The 18,308-nt window shown below is 50.9% G+C and carries 19 protein-coding genes; all 19 read left to right on the top strand.

Going from position 1 to position 18,308, the window contains the following annotated elements:
* Positions 1 to 28 precede the first annotated feature (28 nt).
* The gene (locus tag LY85_RS02320) at positions 29 to 1,438 is read left to right on the top strand and encodes an MMPL family transporter (protein WP_038324309.1); all 1,410 of its coding nucleotides are present in this window, start codon (positions 29 to 31) and stop codon (positions 1,436 to 1,438) included.
* Positions 1,435 to 2,391, top strand: coding sequence for a protein translocase subunit SecF (gene secF / locus LY85_RS02315; RefSeq protein ID WP_141825308.1), 957 nt, complete (start codon positions 1,435 to 1,437; stop codon positions 2,389 to 2,391). Before LY85_RS02320 ends, secF begins: the two co-directional genes overlap by 4 nt.
* A 207-nt stretch (positions 2,392 to 2,598) precedes the next feature.
* The gene (gene recJ / locus LY85_RS02310) at positions 2,599 to 4,686 is read left to right on the top strand and encodes a single-stranded-DNA-specific exonuclease RecJ (protein WP_141825307.1); all 2,088 of its coding nucleotides are present in this window, start codon (positions 2,599 to 2,601) and stop codon (positions 4,684 to 4,686) included.
* Positions 4,661 to 6,838, top strand: coding sequence for a bifunctional (p)ppGpp synthetase/guanosine-3',5'-bis(diphosphate) 3'-pyrophosphohydrolase (locus LY85_RS02305; protein WP_141825306.1), 2,178 nt, complete (start codon positions 4,661 to 4,663; stop codon positions 6,836 to 6,838). Before recJ ends, LY85_RS02305 begins: the two co-directional genes overlap by 26 nt.
* A gap of 61 nt (positions 6,839 to 6,899) precedes the next feature.
* The gene (locus LY85_RS02300) at positions 6,900 to 7,535 is read left to right on the top strand and encodes an MBL fold metallo-hydrolase (protein ID WP_141825305.1); all 636 of its coding nucleotides are present in this window, start codon (positions 6,900 to 6,902) and stop codon (positions 7,533 to 7,535) included.
* Positions 7,532 to 9,028, top strand: a complete 1,497-nt coding sequence (gene hemZ / locus LY85_RS02295) for a coproporphyrinogen dehydrogenase HemZ (protein WP_141825304.1) — start codon at positions 7,532 to 7,534, stop codon at positions 9,026 to 9,028. Before LY85_RS02300 ends, hemZ begins: the two co-directional genes overlap by 4 nt.
* On the top strand, positions 8,991 to 9,935 hold the full coding sequence (locus LY85_RS02290; RefSeq protein ID WP_141825303.1) for a nucleoside kinase: 945 nt from the start codon (positions 8,991 to 8,993) through the stop codon (positions 9,933 to 9,935). Before hemZ ends, LY85_RS02290 begins: the two co-directional genes overlap by 38 nt.
* Positions 9,936 to 10,009: 74 nt before the next feature.
* A complete protein-coding gene (locus LY85_RS02285; protein ID WP_081928281.1) occupies positions 10,010 to 10,375 on the top strand; it encodes a zinc ribbon domain-containing protein in 366 nt (121 codons plus the stop codon).
* Between the two features lie 204 nt (positions 10,376 to 10,579).
* Complete coding sequence (locus tag LY85_RS02280; RefSeq protein ID WP_141825302.1) at positions 10,580 to 12,343, top strand: polysaccharide biosynthesis protein; 1,764 nt, start codon at positions 10,580 to 10,582, stop codon at positions 12,341 to 12,343.
* Positions 12,344 to 12,390: 47 nt separating this feature from the next.
* On the top strand, positions 12,391 to 13,182 hold the full coding sequence (mazG, locus tag LY85_RS02275; protein ID WP_141825301.1) for a nucleoside triphosphate pyrophosphohydrolase: 792 nt from the start codon (positions 12,391 to 12,393) through the stop codon (positions 13,180 to 13,182).
* Between the two features lie 54 nt (positions 13,183 to 13,236).
* The gene (locus LY85_RS02270) at positions 13,237 to 13,512 is read left to right on the top strand and encodes an HU family DNA-binding protein (RefSeq protein WP_038324296.1); all 276 of its coding nucleotides are present in this window, start codon (positions 13,237 to 13,239) and stop codon (positions 13,510 to 13,512) included.
* Positions 13,513 to 13,590: 78 nt separating this feature from the next.
* Positions 13,591 to 13,851: an RNA-binding S4 domain-containing protein gene (locus LY85_RS02265; RefSeq protein ID WP_038324294.1), complete on the top strand. Its 261-nt coding sequence runs from the start codon at positions 13,591 to 13,593 to the stop codon at positions 13,849 to 13,851.
* Between the two features lie 58 nt (positions 13,852 to 13,909).
* Positions 13,910 to 14,188, top strand: a complete 279-nt coding sequence (yabP, locus tag LY85_RS02260; RefSeq protein WP_038324293.1) for a sporulation protein YabP — start codon at positions 13,910 to 13,912, stop codon at positions 14,186 to 14,188.
* 14 nt (positions 14,189 to 14,202) lie between these two features.
* A complete protein-coding gene (yabQ, locus tag LY85_RS02255; protein ID WP_141825300.1) occupies positions 14,203 to 14,739 on the top strand; it encodes a spore cortex biosynthesis protein YabQ in 537 nt (178 codons plus the stop codon).
* A 3-nt stretch (positions 14,740 to 14,742) separates the two neighbouring features.
* Complete coding sequence (locus tag LY85_RS02250; RefSeq protein ID WP_038324291.1) at positions 14,743 to 15,045, top strand: septum formation initiator family protein; 303 nt, start codon at positions 14,743 to 14,745, stop codon at positions 15,043 to 15,045.
* A gap of 33 nt (positions 15,046 to 15,078) precedes the next feature.
* Positions 15,079 to 15,522 carry a S1 RNA-binding domain-containing protein gene (locus LY85_RS02245; protein ID WP_141825299.1) on the top strand — a complete coding sequence of 148 codons (444 nt, stop codon included), beginning with the start codon at positions 15,079 to 15,081 and terminating at the stop codon, positions 15,520 to 15,522.
* Positions 15,523 to 15,568: 46 nt separating this feature from the next.
* Positions 15,569 to 16,723, top strand: coding sequence for an amidohydrolase (locus LY85_RS02240; RefSeq protein ID WP_141825298.1), 1,155 nt, complete (start codon positions 15,569 to 15,571; stop codon positions 16,721 to 16,723).
* 10 nt (positions 16,724 to 16,733) lie between these two features.
* Positions 16,734 to 17,576, top strand: a complete 843-nt coding sequence (locus tag LY85_RS02235; protein ID WP_141825297.1) for a fumarate hydratase — start codon at positions 16,734 to 16,736, stop codon at positions 17,574 to 17,576.
* Between the two features lie 89 nt (positions 17,577 to 17,665).
* Positions 17,666 to 18,202, top strand: coding sequence for a ribosome-associated translation inhibitor RaiA (gene raiA / locus LY85_RS02230; protein ID WP_141825296.1), 537 nt, complete (start codon positions 17,666 to 17,668; stop codon positions 18,200 to 18,202).
* The last annotated feature ends 106 nt before the right edge of the window (positions 18,203 to 18,308 follow it).

Below are 18,308 nucleotides of genomic sequence, written 5' to 3'. Positions count from 1 at the left end.
CAGAACACCAAAATTGGAGGATTTACGAATGAAGCGAGTAGCAAAACCAGTTTTTTTCATCGTCGCCCTCCTCATACTGTTTTTAACTTATACCGCTACTTTTGGTATTAAGGGACAAAACGGGGATAATTCGAACACCTACATAAAGGGTGTAAGCGACATTAGATGGGGAATTGACATCAACGGCGGCGTCGAGGCTACGTTCAGCCCCGCAACTTCGACCAAGGCAACCAAGGAACAAATTGATTCCGCCAAATCCATTATTGAAGTTCGTATGACCAGCAAACACATTACCGATTATGAACTGTATACGGACTACGATCATGACCGGATTATTGTCCGCTTCCCGTGGAAGAACGGCGAAACCACTTTTGACCCGGAAAGCGCAATCCAGGAGCTTTCCGCAACAGCGTTGCTTACCTTCCGCGAGGGCGGCGAGTACACGACGACGGAAACAGACGCCGATGGACAACCCGTCTATAAAACCCCGAAGGGAACTACCGCAGACGCCATCATCCTGCAGGGCAGCGACATTAAGAGCGCCAAGGCAGAGATGTCTCAGGACCAGACAAGCGGTACCTCCAAGTACATGGTTGGCCTTGAACTGAACGACAGCGGAACCGAAAAATTCGCGGAAGCGACCGAGCGCCTGCAAGGTCAGGTTATTTCCATATGGATGGACGATGTGATGATTTCCAGCCCGACGGTCAACGCGGTCATTACGGACGGTAAATGCTCTATTGAAGGCAATTTTACCGCTGCGGAAGCATCCGCCCTGGCAAACAAAATCACTGCCGGTGCGCTTCCCTTTAAGCTTACCACTACAAACTTCAGCACGATCAGCCCTCTGCTGGGAGCTTCTTCCCTGCACGCCATGCTGATTGCCGGCTGCATTGCATTCGCTATCATTTGTATCTTTATGCTTTTCGTTTTCAGACTTCCCGGTTTTGTCGCGATTATTGCGCTGCTTGGCCAGATCGCGCTTTCCTTTGCGGCTGTTTCCGGTTACTTCCCGTTTGTAAACAGCTTCACCATGACCCTGCCCGGTATTGCCGGTATTATCCTTTCCATCGGCATGGGCGTGGACGCAAATATCATTACCGCATCCAGAATCAAAGAGGAACTGTGGGCGGGCAAAACGCTTGACGGTGCGATCCAGAAGGGTGACGACAACAGCTTCTGGGCGATTTTCGACGGCAATATCACCGTTATTATCGTTGCTCTGATCCTGATGGGCGTTTTCGGACCGACGAACATTCTTTCCATGATCTTTGGCCCGTCGACCACCGGTTCCATTTATTCCTTCGGTTATACTCTGCTCATTGGTATTGTCGGCAACTTCGTGTTCGGCGTAACGGCGACCCGCCTGATGACAAAGTCCCTTTCCGGGTTTAAGTTCGCACGCAGCAAATGGTTATATGGAGGTGCCGCAAAATGAAAACCTTTCACATCAAATTTTTTGAAAACAGGAAAATCTTTTTCGGCATTTCCATCGGAATCATGGCCATCGGTCTGATTTTCAATATCATTTTCGGCACCCAGCTCGACATTCAGTTTACCGGCGGCGCGGTCATCAAATATTCCTATACCGGAAAGATTGTACAGGAGGATGTAGAGAAGATTGTTCAGGATACCACGCAAAAGGATGTTACCGTCCGTATCCTTGAGAGCGTGAAATCCGCCGACGGCTCGGAAGCAAAAAACAATGTTTCCATTTCCTTTGCGGGAACGGATTCCATTTCCATTGACAACCAGCAGGCAATTGCCAAAGCGCTTACGGCGAAGTACCCGAACGCGGGTTTCCAGGTTGTCGAATCAAGCTCCATCAACCCGTCCATGGGACGTAACTTCTTTGCAAAATGTATCGCGGCGATTGCGATTGCCTTCCTGCTGCTGATTTTTTATGTTGCGCTCAGATTTAAGAAAATCGGCGGTATGTCCGCAGGCGTTATGGCGATTATCGCCCTTCTGCACGATATTGCGATGGTTTACTTTACCTTTATTATCTTCAGAATGCCGCTCAACGACAGCTTTATTGCGGTTGTTCTGACCATTTTGGGATATTCTCTGAACGATACCATCATCATTTACGACCGTATCAGAGAAAACCGCAGGCTGCTTGGACCGAAGACTCCGTATTCGGTTCTGGTCAATACCAGCATCAATCAGACCTTTACCCGTTCCCTCTATACCGCCGGATGCACTTTTTCCTCCATTGCGACGGTGTATATTGTCGGCGCTGTTTATGGCCTGAGCAGTGTAACGACGTTCGCCCTGCCGATGATGGTCGGTATTGTCACCGGCTGCTATTCCTCCGTCTGCGTTGCCGGTCCGATGTACGTCATGTGGCAGAACCACAAGGCTGCAAAAAGGGCGCAGGCAAACGCTTAAGGCTTTTACGCGGGTGAAAACCGTTATTTGAATCCATGCCACCGGTCTGTCCGACTGACCCGTTTCTGTGGTCGCCGGCAGTCATCGGTGGCTTTTTGTTATTACGCATGGGGAACCGTGGCCGCTTCGATGTGATAGGATGCAGATAAATATTGAATATTTTTTATCAAAATGATACAATAAGAAATTATGGGGCAGGTGTAGTGCGTGAGTATAAAAAAGTGGCAGGTCTTTCCTTGTGATGGCCGATCTGCGCAAAAAATATCGAATGAAACAGGAATCCCCGAACTCCTGGCGGTTTTGCTGCAGGCACGGGGAATCACAGAGCCGGAGCACATCCGGGAGCTGTTTCAGTCCGAACTGACTTTTTCCGATCCGTTTCTGATGGCCGATATGCGTCAGGCGGCTGACCGTGTTTTAAGCGCTGTAGACGGATTTGAAAAAATAGCGGTTTACGGGGATTACGACGCCGACGGGGTTACCTCTACCGCAATGCTGTATTCCTATCTGGAATCCTGCGGAGCAAATGTGCTGTATTATATTCCGGAGCGTGAAGGGGAAGGCTACGGCCTCAACAGGAACGCGATCAAAACACTGCATGAGCAGCAGGTCAGCCTGATTGTTACGGTGGATAACGGAATATCGTCGATCGAAGAAGTTGATTATGCCAACAGTCTTTCCATGGACGTTGTAATTACGGATCACCACCGGCCGCGCGCGGAGCTGCCGCGTGCCTGTGCCGTTGTGGACCCTTACCGAAGCGACTGCAAAAGTCTTTATAAAGATTTTTCCGGAGTCGGCGTCGCTTTTAAGCTGATTATGGCTCTGGAAGGGGAAGACTGTGATATAACGGCTCTTCTCGATAATTACGCTGATCTCGTCGCGATCGGGACGATCGGTGATATCGTTCCGCTGACGGGAGAAAACCGCAGCTTTGTCAAAGCGGGGCTCAGGATGATTTCCCGTACCGACCGGCTCGGCCTTCGCTCTTTGCTGGAGCAGGCGGGGATGGAAGGGCGGAAACTGACGTCCGGAAATATTGCCTTTACCATTGTGCCGCGAATCAACGCGACGGGGCGGATCGGTTCCCCCGACAGGGCGGTCCGTCTGCTGTTAACCGAGTATCCGGACGAAGCGGGAGAGCTTTCCTGCGATATCAATGACGAAAATGAATACCGGCGCCAAATTGAGAGAGAAATATATGAGAAAGCACTGCAGCAGTTAAAAGAACAGCCGCAGCGGCTTTACGACCGTGTTTTGGTTATCGAGGGCGAAAACTGGCACCACGGCGTCATCGGAATTGTTTCTTCCAGAATTACCGAGCAGTTTGGAAAACCGAGTATTATCATTTCCTATTCCGGTGAAGAAGCCAAGGGCTCCGGCAGAAGCATTGAGGGATTTTCCCTTTTTGAAGCGGTGCGTTCCTGCGACAGGCTGCTTACCCGCTACGGCGGGCACCCGATGGCGGCCGGTCTGACGCTGCCGACGGAAAACATCGCCGCGTTCCGCAAAACGATCAATGCTTACGCCGCTTCCGGCCCAATGCCGGTTCCCGTTTTGAAAATCGACTGCCTTTTAAAACCGAAGCAGCTGACGCTGGACATTCCCGAATACGTACAGGCACTGGAACCGTTCGGGATGGGAAATCCGTCGCCGCTCTTTGGTTTGTATCATATGACATTGTCCGACATCACGCCGGTCGGCGGGGGAAAGCATCTGCGCGTAACTGTGACGCAGGGTACCGCCGCTGTACGCTGCATGAAATTCGGCACCACGCTGGAGCAGTTCCCGTATTCTACCGGCGATCTGCTCGACCTTGCGGTCACGCTGGAAGCGCGGGAGTACAACGGAAAAAATACGCTTTCCATCTATATCAAAGACCTGAAACGCTCCGATGTGGATTTGGACGAAGTCATTGCCGGGCTTGCGCTTTATGAGAAATCCAAAAGAGAAGAACCGTTGTCGCAGGAAGAGCTTTCCGGTCTGATACCGGACCGGAACGAATTTGCCGCCGTTTACCGCGCGGTGCGTGCGGGGAACGGCTTTCGCGGGGAAGCGGAAAGCCTTTTGGCGAAAACCGGCTCCGCACAGATCGGTTTTGCAAAGCTTCTGACGGCACTGGACGTCCTTGCTGAGCATCATCTGATTACGCTGGAGAAATCCGGCAATATCTGTACGGTAGAAATAGTACATACGGAAAAGAAAGTGGACTTGTTCCGCTCCAACATACTGAATCATTTATATTCTCTGGGAAAGGAGGGTGAACCCTATGGCGTGGCCGCTAATGACGTATGACCGTTTGGTCGCTTTAATCAAGGAAAGTGAACATGAATATGACATGGATGTGATAGACCGCGCCTATCAGCTCGCGGTAAAATCCCATGAGGAACAGAAGCGCCTTTCCGGCGCGCCCTATATTTCCCATCCTGTCGCGGTTGCGTGCATCCTGGTGGAACTGGGGATGGACACCGAATCCGTTGCCGCCGGCCTTCTGCACGATGTCGTGGAGGATACGCCGGTCAATCTGGAGCAGCTGAAAAAGAGCTTTGGGGCGGAAATTGCCAACCTGACGGATGGCGTAACAAAACTCGGCCGTATTCCGTACTCTTCCCGGGAGGAACAGCAGGCGGAGAACCTGCGCAAAATGCTGATCGCCATGGCGGAGGATATCCGGGTCATCATTATTAAGCTGGCCGACCGCCTGCACAATATGCGCACCATTGAATTCATGCCGCCGCAGAAACAGCGCGACAAGGCGCTGGAAAACATGGAGGTTTACGCCCCGATTGCGCACCGTCTGGGCATCCGGGCCGTGAAAGAGGAGCTGGAAGACCTTTCCCTCCGATGTCTGGATCCCGTGGCCTATGAGGAGATTGAAAGCAGTCTTGAGCTGCGGAGCAATGAGCGGAAAGCCTTTATTGAACGGACAAAAAAGTGTATTTTTGAACGCGTGTCGCCGCTGATTCCCAACGTTTATCTGGAAGGAAGAGTCAAGAGCATCAACGGGATTTTCCGGAAGACGTTTATTCAGGGACGCTCCATGGATGAAATATACGATATCTACGCCGTACGCGTCATCGTTGATACGGTAAACGACTGTTATAACGTTTTGGGTGTTATTCACGACATGTACCGTCCGATTCCGAACCGATTCAAGGATTATATCTCTACCCCGAAGCCGAATTTATACCAATCCCTGCATACAACGGTGATCGGGAAGGACGGAATCCCGTTCGAGGTGCAGATCAGAACGTGGGAAATGCACCATACCGCGGAATACGGAATCGCGGCTCACTGGAAATATAAGCTCGGCCTTGGCGGGAAGAGCGGCGATTCGCTGGAACAGCGTCTTGCCTGGATCCGCCAGATGCTGGACAGCCAGAAGGACAGCGGGGACGCGACCGATCTGGTGCGCACCATCAAATCGGACCTGGCCCCGGAAGAAGTTTTTGTCTTTACGCCGCGAGGCGATGTCATTAACCTGCCGTCCGGCTCCACTGTGATCGACTTTGCCTATGCCATCCACAGCGCCGTCGGCAACCGGATGATCGGCGCCAAGGTGGACAAGCGGATTGTACCGATTGATTACAAAGTAAAAACCGGTCAGATCATTGAAGTCCTTACCTCCAAAGAAACCCGCGGGCCCAGCCGTGACTGGCTGAAAATCGTCAAAACAAGCGAGGCCCGCAATAAAATACGCGCATGGTTTAAACGTGAGAAGCGCGATGAGAATATCGTTGAGGGAAAAGCGGAGCTGGAACGCGAGTTCAGAAGGAACGGCATTGAAATGAGCGACGCCGAGCTTGCGGCCCTGCTGGAAAAAATCGGCGCAAAGCAGAACTGCGTCACGGCGGACGACGTATACTCCGCAATCGGCTACGGCGGAATCCAGCTTTGGAAAATCATGCCCAAAATCAAAGAAGACTATATGAAGGACAAGCGTCCGCCTGTGGCTGTGCCGGCACAGCCGCCTGCCAAGCAGACGCCGAAGAAGCCCGTGGGCGGCGTTACGGTCGACGGGATGGACAACTGCCTGATTAAGTTTTCGCGCTGCTGCAACCCCCTGCCCGGGGACGACATCATCGGTTTTATTACCCGCGGCTTCGGCGTTTCCATCCATAAGCGCACCTGTTCCAACGTTCCGCAGAATCTGCAGGACGCGCCCGAACCGGAAAGATGGATCAAGGCGCACTGGACGGGCGAAGTCAAGGAAGAATTTAAATCCACGCTGGAAATTGTGGCGAACGACCGCTCCGGCCTGCTTGCCGACGTGACCCAGCAGCTTTTCAATATGCACATCTTTATCCATTCGCTCAATTCCAGAGAAACAAAGGACGGCAGCGCCGTGATCTCCGCTACCATCACCATCAACGGCCTCGAGCACCTGAACAGCATCATTAACCGCCTCAATAATATTGAGGGGATTATTTCCATCAAGCGTTCCTGAGAGCTGACCGGATGGCCGAACTGTCGGCAATTATGAAGATACAGGAGGACTTGGACCAAATATGAAAGTAACTAGAATCACCGGCGGGCCGCTGCCCACCAACTGCTATATTCTGACAGATGATGAAACCGGTCTGTCGGCGGTAATCGATCCGGGTTTTGAGGACCCGAGACTGACAGAGGCGGTTCTGGCCGCGGGCAAGGAGAATGTCAAAGCCATTTTGTTAACTCACGGGCATTTTGATCATATTATGGGGGTAAGTTCTTTAAAACGGCTGACGGATGCTAAAATCTATCTCTATTCCGACGATATGCTGTTTACTTCAGACAATTCCCTGAACTTGTCCACCATGGTCGCTCCGCTGGGGGCGGAGCCCTTTATGGCGGACGTCTCGCTGAACGACGGCGATAAGATAGAGCTTGGCAGCCTGAAAATCCGTGTGATGCATACGCCCGGACATACGATCGGCAGCTGCTGCTATCTTGTAGGAGATGCCATTTTTACAGGCGATACGCTGATGAAATGCAGCTGCGGCAGAACGGATTTCCCGACCGGGAGCTACCCGCAGATGATGGATTCCCTGAAAAAGCTCGAGAATCTTGAGGGGGACTATCATGTTTACCCGGGGCACGAATGGGAAACGACGCTGGAATACGAAAGAAAAAACAATCCGTATATGGGGAACGGCGTCTTATGATCCTGATGATCGACGGACACTCGTTCCATTACGAAATGGAAAATCTCTGCCGCGTCTTTTTTCCTCATCAAAAAATCAAAGTGGTTTCCGAATTGCCCGCTGACGAGCAGGACGACTGCCTTGTTTACACCGGGCTGAAAGCATTTCCGGAAGCGTTGAGGATTTCCGTGCGCGTGAAGCTCGGCTCCTACGAGGGAGAAGACTCGGATATGCTTGCTTTATCGGAAAATGTTCAGCAGAAGGACAGCGAGCGCCGTATGGCGGTTATGCTGTTCCGCCTTCTGACACGGTACTGCGGCTTTACCCCGAAGTGGGGCATCCTGACGGGAGTCAGGCCGGTAAAGCTGCTGCGCCGCCTGATTGCCGAAAAAGGGGAGCAGGAAGGGCTGGACTATTTTCGGAACGAGCTTCTTGTGTCCGGCGCCAAAACGGAATTAAGCCTTCTGACCATGCGCGGTGAAGAAAAGATTCTGGCACAGTCCGGGCCGGAATCCTTCAGCCTGTATGTTTCCATTCCTTTCTGCCCGACACGCTGTTCTTACTGCTCCTTTGTTTCGTCGTCGGTGGAAAAAACGGCAAAGCTGATTCCGCAGTATCTGACCCTTCTTTGCGAAGAAATCCGACATACCGCGAAAGTAGCCGCCGGCCTGAAGCTGCGGCTGGAGTCCGTTTACATCGGCGGGGGAACGCCCACGACCCTGTCCTCGCAGCAGATGGAGGTCCTTCTGACCGCCATCCGCGACAGCTTTGACCTGTCGGCCTGTCGTGAGTTCACCGTGGAGGCGGGCAGGCCGGACACCATTGACGGCGATAAGCTGGACGCAATGAAAAGGCGCGGGGTTACGCGCATCAGCATCAATCCGCAGACGCTGAACGACGAAGTGCTCAAAGCGATCGGCCGCCGCCATACGACCGCGCAGACCCTCTCCGCTTTCGCGCTGGCGCGCGAACATGGCTTCGGCAATATCAATATGGATCTGATTGCGGGACTGCCGCAGGACACAGTGGAGAGCTTTATGTCCACTTTGGATGAAGTGATTCGCCTCGCCCCGGAAAGCGTTACGGTCCACACGCTTGCCCTGAAGCGTTCGGCCAGGATTTTTCAGGAGGGAAGCGAGCCCTTTGTAAGCGGCGCACAGGCGTCGGAAATGCTGGATTACGCCGACAGCCGGCTGCTTTTGCACGGATATCTGCCGTATTATCTTTACCGGCAGAGCCGGATGGTGGGCAATCTGGAAAATACCGGATGGGCGAAGCCCGGCTCTGAAAGTCCGTACAATGTTGTGATTATGGATGAATCCCAGACGATTCTCGCTTGCGGCGCGGGTGCCGCGAGCAAAATCAAGGACCCGTACTCGGACGGACTTACCCGCATTTTTAACTTTAAATATCCCTATGAATATATCAATCGCTTTGAGGAAATGATTATTAGAAAAGATCAGGTGAAAACTGTTTATGAGCAATTTTGTAGAGTATCAGAACGAGCTCAGTAAGATCAATGCCGTGGCATCCGCGCAGCCGGAAGCTTTTGTTATGCGGACAGAAGAGGCCTATCATCAGAGCATCCGAAAGATAGCCAGAACCATTGCCGGACAAAAGCAAAACTGCAGGCTGATTATGCTTTCCGGCCCATCCAGCAGCGGAAAAACAACCACCTCGAATCTTTTGAAAAATGCATTTCAGTCGATCGGAATCGGCTCCACCATCATCTCTCTGGATGATTTTTACCGCGGGGAGAGGCAGGCTCCGGTGCTTGCCAACGGGCAGCACGATTATGAGTCTGTGGACGCGCTGGATGTTCCCGATATTGAAAGATGCCTTCTTTCCCTGATCGAGAACCGTCACTGCACGATGCCGGTTTTCAATTTTGAAATCCACATGCCGTATCCGCACAGGCGCCATGTGTCTTTGCGGGAGCACGACATCGCCATCGTGGAAGGAATCCACGCGCTGAATCCGGTTTTTATCGACAAGCTGCCCCAGGAGGACGTATGTAAAATCTATATCAGTGTGAAGCAGGGGATTCACGAAGGGAATAAGCAACTGTTTGACGCGAATGAAATGAGGCTGGTGAGAAGGATTGTAAGGGATTACAATTTTCGGGGCGCTAAGCCGGTGCGGACGCTGGAAATGTGGCCGACGGTGATGGATGGGGAGAGGAAATACATTAAACCCTACCGCAGCGGCGCCGATTATACCATCAATTCGCTGCATACCTATGAAACCTGTGTGCTGGCAAATCAGGCCATCCCTCTTCTGAAAACCGTTTCACCCGATTGCGGGCAGTACCCTTTGACGGAGAAACTCGTTGAAAGTCTTGAGAAGTTTACTCCGATCAACAGTGAATTTGTTCCCCGGGATTCCATTATCCGCGAGTTCATCGGCGGTGGGATATATTGATGAATTTTATTGCAATTCCTCTGCCGTTGGAATATAATTTCAGTAAGAAAACCTAATAAAAGGAGTGTGCTATTATGGGACTGTTTGAAGATGTCGTTGTCAACGCGAAGTCCGCGGTGAATGTTGTCGGCAAAAAAGCAGGTCAGTTTGTTGATGTCTCTAAGCTTAGAATAAACGCTGCCGATCTGAACAATGAAATTTCAAAGCGCTTTGAATCGCTTGGCAGGACGGTTTATGAAGCCAAAAAGACCGATAACGACTCGTCTGACCTTGTCAGTGAATGCATTACCGCAATAGATGATTTATATGAGCAGCTTGACGCTGTCAATGAGCAGCTGGTCGCCATGCGCGCCAGAATGGTTTGCAAGAACTGCGGTGAGGAAAATCCGCAGAACGCGGATTACTGCAGTAAATGCGGCCATAAGCTTTCGGATGACTGAGATCGTTCGGCATTTATTAAAGAGAGGGGCGTAGCACCCCTCTTTTTCAATGTCTGGAATAATGTTCATAATATTTTAACTTATTTAGTATACTATTTACCATGAGATGATGTGTGCAACAGAAGTTCCTCTTTCCGCGGGAAAGGGGCGTTTGTTGTTTACGGATAGAAAATCATGTGATTACTTTGGAATGGATGTGTCGCAATGGAAAACAAAAGGACCGCGGCCGTTGGCAAGCAGAGCTTTTTACACGGCGCTTTAATCCTGATGGTAGCGATTGCTCTGGTAAAGATTATCGGAGCGCTGTTTAAAATTCCGCTCGCCTGGATACTGACACCCGTCGGTAACGGCTATTTTGGAAATGCGTATGCTCTGTATTTTCCGATTTTCAGCCTTGCCACGGCGGGTTTCCCGATCGCTATTTCCCGGCTTGTCTCGGAAAACTCTGCCCGAGGCCGGTACCGCGACATCCGACAGATCCATACGGTTTCCATAAAGATCTTCCTGTTTCTCGGCATTGTCGCTTTTTCCATTATGTTTTTCGGGGCGAAGCCCTATGTTTCCTACGCGGTCGGAAACAACCCGCAAAATGCGCTTCCCGCGATTTACGCCCTTGCTCCGGCAATCCTTTTCAACAGCCTGATGGCGATCTACAGGGGATACTATGAGGGCCTTCGCAACATGTATCCCACCGCGATCTCAGAAATCGTGGAAGCGCTGTGCAAGCTGATTTTCGGCCTTGCCATTGCGTCGATGATTATTCAGTCCGGGTTAAAGGAATTCGCGGCGAGCGGTACGGTTTACGGCGTGAAAATGGCTTCGGCGGAATATGCGAAGATCGCTACGCTCCCTTACGCGGCCGCGGGGGCGATTTTCGGCGTTACCATCGGCTCCGTTTTCGGTTTCCTCTATCTTTTTATTTACCACAAAAGGCACAGCGACGGAATCACGAAAGAGATGCTTCGCGCTTCCCCCCGTCCGCTGCCCATGAAATATACGACCGTCCGCCTGATTAAAACAGCCATTCCGATTGCGCTGGGTTCGCTTGCAGTCAATCTTTCCACCTTTATCGACAGTACGTTCCTGCAGAAGCGCATCAATGATATCATGTCCGAGCATTCCCAGGTGCTGATCGGCATGTACGCGAACGTGATGCCGGACTCCGTCGTCAAGCTCAACAATGTACCTACTTTTCTGTTTGGCTGCTTTTCCAACGCCTCAACCCTGTTTATGCTGGTGCCCGCCATTACGCAGGCGTTCGGCGTCAGCGCTCTTCCGAACGTCACGGAAGCCTGGACGGGCGGAAATCCGAAAAAAATTAAGCGAAGCATTGAATCGGTTCTTCGAATTGTGGCAATGCTAACCATACCGGCAGGATTGGGGCTCTCCGTACTCTCCACGCCGATCGCGACTTTGCTGTACGGTTCTCAGAACGCGCCCACGGTTATCGGCAGAATTCTGGTACTGCTGGGGCTTGGCGCGATCTTCGCGGCGATGAGCACGCCGATCAACAGCATGCTTCAGGCGGTGGGCCGGGTAGATCTTCCTGTCAAGCTGCTGGCCGTCGGTCTGGCGATTAAGCTTGTTTTAAACTACACGCTGGTCGGGATTCCCGAAATCAACGTGATGGGCGCGGGGACCGGAACTCTGGTGTGCTATATTTTCATTATGATTTTCGCCCTGTTCTTCCTTTGCCGGGAAGCAAAGATAACGATCAATTTCGTGAGCATATTCCTGAAGCCTCTGCTGGCCTCCATCGTCTGCGTATCGGCCGCGTTTTTCATTCAGAAGGCGGGTGCGATGCTCGGACTGGGAAAGATCGCGACCCTGTTGGCCATCGCCGCTGCGGGAGTAATTTATGTGATCTGCATGCTGTGGTTTAAGGCTCTGAATGCGAACGATATGCTTATGCTTCCAAAAGGACAAAAAATTGTGAAAATACTTGAAAAACATAATTGGATAAGGTAAAATGATAGCAGTTTATCCGATACTTTCTTTCACAGGAGATATTTGTTTTGGATTTTCAGTTCAAGAAAAAATACAGCATGCAGGATTTGCTGGATATCATGGCAATTCTCCGTTCTCCGGGGGGCTGTCCGTGGGACAAAGAACAGACACATCAAAGTATCCGGAATTGTTTTATTGAAGAGACTTACGAGGTTGTCGAGGCAATTGACAATGAGGATACGGAACTTTTAAAGGAAGAGTTGGGCGACGTCCTTCTTCAGGTGTTGTTTCATTCTCAGCTTGAAAAGGAAACCGGCCGTTTTGATTTTTCAGATGTGGTGGACGGGATTGCCCAAAAGATGATTATCCGTCATCCCCATGTTTTTGGCAGCACGGTCGTCAACAGTTCCGACGAGGTTCTTGTCAACTGGGACGCGATCAAAAAGGAAACCAAAAATCAGGCAACCCAGACGGAAGTTCTGCAAAGCGTCTCGAAAGCCTTGCCCGCTTTGATGCGAAGCGCCAAGGTGCAGAATAAGGCCGCAAAGGTCGGGTTTGACTGGCCCGATATTTCTGGCGCGCTTGATAAGGTTGCGGAAGAAACCTGTGAATTAAGGGAAGCGATAGACCATGGAAGCTGGGAAGACCGTGTGGAAGAATTGGGCGACCTTTTATTCTCTGTCGTGAATGTTTCTCGGTTTTTAAAAGTGGAGCCTGAGCAGGCCTTAAGCTTTTCCTGTGATAAATTTATCTCGCGCTTTCAGAAAATGGAACAGCTTGCAAATGAACGCGGGGCCGATATGTCTTCTTTGTCGCTGGAACAGCTTGATTCTCTTTGGAATGAAGCTAAGACAAATTAATCATTCTCAGCTTTCTGCTGTTGAATAATAATAAAAAAACGGAGGTCAAATATTATGAACAAAACAGAATTAATTGCTGCTGTTGCTGAAAAGGCAGGTATGTCCAAAAAAGATGCCGATAATGCTGTCAATGCAATGATTGACACAATCGTTAAAGCTGTTTCCGAAGATGAAAAAGTCCAGATTGTTGGTTTTGGTACGTTTGAAGTACGTAGCCGCAGTGAGAGACAGGGCCGTGACCCGAGAACAAATTCTCCCATTACTATTCCCGCTTCCAAAGTTCCTGCTTTTAAGGCGGGCAAAGCATTTAAGGACGCTACAGCTAAATAAAATAAAACGGTTCTCATAAAAGGCTGTAACAGACTATGACGTTACAGCCTTTTATTTATGTTCAGAAAGGGTTATACTATGCGATTGGACAAATATCTGAAAATATCCCGTATCATTAAACGCCGCACGATCGCGAACGAAGCCTGCGACGCCGGCCGGGTGCTTGTGAACGGAAAACCGGCCAGAGCCTCCTACGACGTAAAGGTGGACGATATTCTGGAGCTGCAGCTCGGTTCGCGCAGCGTAAAGGCGCAGGTGCTCAGCGTAAACGAATACGCGAAAAAGGAAGAGGCCGCGGAAATGTACCGTGTTCTGTCGGACGGACCCGCGAACCTTTAAGTATATGTCCTTCCATTTATGCATACAAATTGGTATGAATGAATAGGAGGGTCTTGAAATGGCTGAAGAAAAAAAGTCTGTAAAAGTACCGCACAGCCTGATCCTTGAAAACCGTCGCGCGCTGACTGCCACCGGCGTTTCCAATGTTGACAGCTTTGACGAACAGACCATTGTCGCTTACACCGACCTTGGCCAGCTGATTATTAAGGGGACAAAACTGCAGATCAATAAATTGAATATTGAAACCGGCGAACTGACCTTGACCGGCGATATCAGCGCGATGTCCTATGTTGAAAATCAGCTTTCAGGCGGCTTTTTCTCGAGGCTGTTTAAATAGGGGAGTGAGGTTATTTGAATTTATCTCTCACTGCCCAGTTACAGGGGTTTGTCATTGCCATTGTTGCCGGTGTATTCCTGGGCGCGTATTATGATATTTTCCGCATCTTTCGCACCGTATTTCAGTCGGAGCGCCGCGCCGTGTTTTTTCAAGACCTGTTCTATATGGTTACGGCGGCGTTTGTTACCTTCCTGCTTGCCCTGGGCGTCAATTACGGAGAAGTAAGGTTTTATATTCTGGCGGGGGAAGGAATCGGCTGGTGCCTGTATTATTTGACGGTAGGAACGGTAACCTACCGTGTGTTTCGTTTGATAGCGAGAATCGTCCGAAAGTTCATTATTATTCCTATTAAGAAATTACTTGCTAAAATATCTCATTTGCTTCTCTCTGTTCTGAAGAAAATTGGTAAGAATACAAAAATAGTCGCGTCAAATCTGAAAAAACGCTTGAAACATCACCGTGAAATAGTGTATAATCATTTCAAAGCAAAGCCTGAACGGAAAAAGAAAAAGAAGCGGAAAAAGACAGCAAAGCTTAGGAGGCGCCGCTGAGTTATGAAGGTTATCAAGAAAAAAAAGCAAAAGGGCAGTTTTTTGCTGCGTACGGCTATCTTTGCTTTTGCAATCTATACGATTGTTGCGCTTGTTAATCAACAGGTTCAGATCAGTCAGAAACGCCAGGAACTTGCGGCCGTTAAGCAGAAGATTGTCATTCAGCAGGTAAAAAACGAGGACATAAAACATGCTCTGAGCACAGGCGCAAATGGTAACAGCGATTATATTGAACGCGTTGCGCGCGAAAGCCTGAATTTTGCCAAGCCGGGAGAACGTGTTTTTGTTAATATTGCAGGGAATTAATCGCTCTATTATTAAGGAGGAAATCACTTACATATGCAGCTTGAGGTAGGAACGATCCTGGAAGGAAAAGTTACGGGCATTACAAAATTCGGCGCTTTTGTAGAGCTGCCGGGCGGCAAAACCGGTATGGTGCACATTTCGGAAGTCGCACCCACCTTTGTTAAGGAAATACGCGACTTCGTGACTGAAAACCAAATGGTGAAGGTTAAGGTAATGAGCATCAGCGAAGACGGGAAAGTCAGCCTTTCCATGAAAAAGGCCATTCCACCCGCACCGCGAAGCAATGCTCCCGCTCCACGCGTCTCCAGACCGGGAAGCTACGAGTGGCAGGGCAGAAAAAGCGAAGCGACAAGCTTTGAGGATATGATGTCCAAGTTCAAGCAGACAAGTGATGAAAAGATGTCGGATCTGAAAAGATGTGTGGAGTCAAAGCGCGGTGGCTTTTCCAAGCACGGCGGTTCCGGCCAGTCGAAATAATTTGAGCGGAGTGTACGCACTCCGCTTTTTTGTTGGAGGAAAAACAATGCTGATTATTCATGCGAAAATTTATACGATGGCGGGCAAAGTCATAGAAGACGGCTGGGTCCGCACAAAAGGAGATAAAATCGATTCTTTGGGCTCCGGCTCCGTACGGCCCGGACAGGATGAGGAGGTCCTTGACGTTCAGGGAGCAGGGGTTTATCCGGGCTTTGTGGACGCGCACACGCATCTCGGCATGTGGGAGGACGGCCTTACTTTCGAGGGGGACGACGGAAACGAGGAAACAGATCCCGTTACGCCGCAGCTGCGCGCCATTGACGCGATCAATCCCATCGACCGCTGCTTCAGCGAAGGCCTTGCCGCCGGGGTTACGACGGTTGTGACCGGACCCGGCAGCGCCAACCCGGTCGGCGGCCAGCTCGCCGCGATCAAGACCTGCGGGGGACGGATCGACGACATGCTTGTAAAAGCTCCTGTTGCCATTAAAATGGCACTGGGGGAGAATCCGAAATCCGTATATCACGGAAAAAATCTTGCTCCTTCCACAAGGATGGCGACAGCCGCCCTGATTCGCGAGGAGCTTTTCAAGGCGCAGCGGTATCAGAAAGATCTGGAGCGCTCGGAGACCGACGAGGACTTTGACGCGCCCGAATTCGATATGAAGTCCGAGGCACTGCTTCCCGCTCTCAGGGGCGAAATAGAGGTGCATTTCCACGCGCACCGCGCCGACGATATTTTCACCGCCATCCGCATCGCCAAAGAATTTCACCTGAATTACGTGATTGTCCACGGTACGGAGGGGCACCTGATTGCGGATTCGCTGGCAAAGGATGGTGTACGGGTGCTGGCCGGTCCCTTCCTTTGCGACCGCTCCAAACCGGAGCTGAAAAATTTAACGCCGCAAAACCCCGGAATTCTTGCAAATGCGGGTATCCTTACCGCGATTGTCACCGACCATCCCGTCGTCCCGCTGCAGTATCTTCCGACCTGTGCGGCGCTTGCCGTGCGTGAGGGAATGCGCTATGAGGACGCTTTGAAGGCGATTACCATCAACCCGGCGAAAATTTGCGGAATTGACGGCAGAGTGGGTTCGATCGAACCCGGAAAAGACGCGGATATGGTCGTCTTTGACGGCAATCCGCTCGAAATGACTTCCAAACCGAACTATGTGATCGCCAACGGAAAAATCATTCAATGAGGGAATGCGTATGAGAGAGATTACTGTTTCACAGATTACCGAAGCGCTTAAAAAGCTTTTTATTGACGCGAACCGCGTTCTGCCGGAGGACCTTGAAAGCTGTATCGCCGCCGCCTCGAAGAAGGAAACGTCCCCAATCGGCAAAGCCGTTCTGTGCGATCTGTGCGAAAATATGAATGCCGCGCGGGAGCTCGAAATCCCCATCTGTCAGGATACGGGCATGGCTGTGGTTTTTGCCGAAATCGGGCAGGAGGTTCACCTGACCGGCGGTTCGTTTGAGGATGCCGTCAACGAAGGGGTGCGTCGGGGATATCTCGAAGGCAGGCTGCGCTGTTCGGTGGCTGCGGACCCTATCCGCAGGGGAAATACGGGGGACAACACGCCCGCCGTCATCCATCTGCGCCTGGTTCCCGGGGACAAGCTTACGATTACCGCAGCTCCGAAAGGCTTCGGCAGCGAAAATATGAGCCGGATCAAAATGTTTACCCCGTCCGCGGGCGTGGATGAAATCATCGATTTTGTCGCGGAAACGGTTAGGGCCGCGGGCGGGAACCCGTGCCCGCCGGTTGTTTTGGGAGTGGGCATCGGCGGCGATTTTGAAAAATGTGCGCTGTTGGCAAAACAGGCGCTCTGCCGCCCGGTTTCACAGCGGAATTCCGACCCGTTTTACGCCGATCTGGAGAAGCGGATGCTCGAAAGAGTCAATGAGCTGAACGTAGGCCCTCAGGGCTTTGGCGGGCTTACAACGGCTCTTGCGGTGAACATCGAGCAGTTTCCCACTCACATTGCCGGGCTGCCGGTAGCGGTCAACGTAGGCTGCCACGTGACCCGTCACAAGAAAATCACCATTTAAATTTCCTGACGCTTTTATTTGCCGTATGATTATGGTATATTATAGGTAGTCGATATTCTTTTTTAAGAATAGAAAAAGGAGATGTTCATATGAAGATTACTGTTACTGGCAGGAAGGTCAATCTAAGGGATAATTTTAAGGAGTTGGCTGCAAAAAAGCTGTCGCGCTTTGACAGGGTTTTCGATGATGACGCGCAGGCCAATGTGGTAGTAACGCTGGAAAGGAACCGCCAGACGGTCGAAATTACGATTAAATCGCGGGGAATGATTTATCGTGCGGAAGCAACGGACTTTGAGATGAACGACGCGTTGGACCAGGTGATCAGCGCGCTGGGCAGACAAATCCGTAAAAATAAGACAAGGCTTGAGAAAGAAATCCATTCTGCCGCACTTGACCAGTATGTACAGGATTATCTGCATACTGCCGAGGAGGACGACAGCGAATATAAGATCGTTCGTACCAAGCACTTTTTTGTAAAGCCTCTCAGCACGGAGGAAGCGATTCTTCAGATGAATCTGCTCGGTCACCAGTTCTTTATGTTCCGTGACGAGCAAAGCGGAGAAATCAATGTGGTTTATAAGCGCAAGGACGGGAATTATGGATTATTAGAGCCGGATACGGAATAATAGAATATTCGCACCCGCACTGTTTTGGTGATAAAGCACGGTGCCTGATAGAGAATAGTTTTCTATAACGATTGGGGCTGCGTACTGTCGCAGCCCCATATTTTAA

It is taken from the genome of Clostridium sp. KNHs216 (assembly GCF_006714885.1).
Taxonomy (GTDB): domain Bacteria; phylum Bacillota; class Clostridia; order Oscillospirales; family Acutalibacteraceae; genus Caproiciproducens.
Note: the sequence above shows the minus strand (reverse complement) of the source record. Positions and strands in the feature narration are given on the sequence as shown.

Coding starts and splice junctions, on each gene's coding strand:
- LY85_RS02320 (WP_038324309.1), top strand. CDS start 29: ATGAAGCGAGTAGCAAAACCAGTTTTTTTCATCGTCGCCCTCCTCATA.
- secF (WP_141825308.1), top strand. CDS start 1,435: ATGAAAACCTTTCACATCAAATTTTTTGAAAACAGGAAAATCTTTTTC.
- LY85_RS02305 (WP_141825306.1), top strand. CDS start 4,661: ATGGCGTGGCCGCTAATGACGTATGACCGTTTGGTCGCTTTAATCAAG.
- LY85_RS02300 (WP_141825305.1), top strand. CDS start 6,900: ATGAAAGTAACTAGAATCACCGGCGGGCCGCTGCCCACCAACTGCTAT.
- hemZ (WP_141825304.1), top strand. CDS start 7,532: ATGATCCTGATGATCGACGGACACTCGTTCCATTACGAAATGGAAAAT.
- LY85_RS02290 (WP_141825303.1), top strand. CDS start 8,991: ATGAGCAATTTTGTAGAGTATCAGAACGAGCTCAGTAAGATCAATGCC.
- LY85_RS02285 (WP_081928281.1), top strand. CDS start 10,010: ATGGGACTGTTTGAAGATGTCGTTGTCAACGCGAAGTCCGCGGTGAAT.
- LY85_RS02280 (WP_141825302.1), top strand. CDS start 10,580: ATGGAAAACAAAAGGACCGCGGCCGTTGGCAAGCAGAGCTTTTTACAC.
- LY85_RS02270 (WP_038324296.1), top strand. CDS start 13,237: ATGAACAAAACAGAATTAATTGCTGCTGTTGCTGAAAAGGCAGGTATG.
- LY85_RS02265 (WP_038324294.1), top strand. CDS start 13,591: ATGCGATTGGACAAATATCTGAAAATATCCCGTATCATTAAACGCCGC.
- yabP (WP_038324293.1), top strand. CDS start 13,910: ATGGCTGAAGAAAAAAAGTCTGTAAAAGTACCGCACAGCCTGATCCTT.
- LY85_RS02250 (WP_038324291.1), top strand. CDS start 14,743: ATGAAGGTTATCAAGAAAAAAAAGCAAAAGGGCAGTTTTTTGCTGCGT.
- LY85_RS02245 (WP_141825299.1), top strand. CDS start 15,079: ATGCAGCTTGAGGTAGGAACGATCCTGGAAGGAAAAGTTACGGGCATT.
- LY85_RS02240 (WP_141825298.1), top strand. CDS start 15,569: ATGCTGATTATTCATGCGAAAATTTATACGATGGCGGGCAAAGTCATA.
- LY85_RS02235 (WP_141825297.1), top strand. CDS start 16,734: ATGAGAGAGATTACTGTTTCACAGATTACCGAAGCGCTTAAAAAGCTT.
- raiA (WP_141825296.1), top strand. CDS start 17,666: ATGAAGATTACTGTTACTGGCAGGAAGGTCAATCTAAGGGATAATTTT.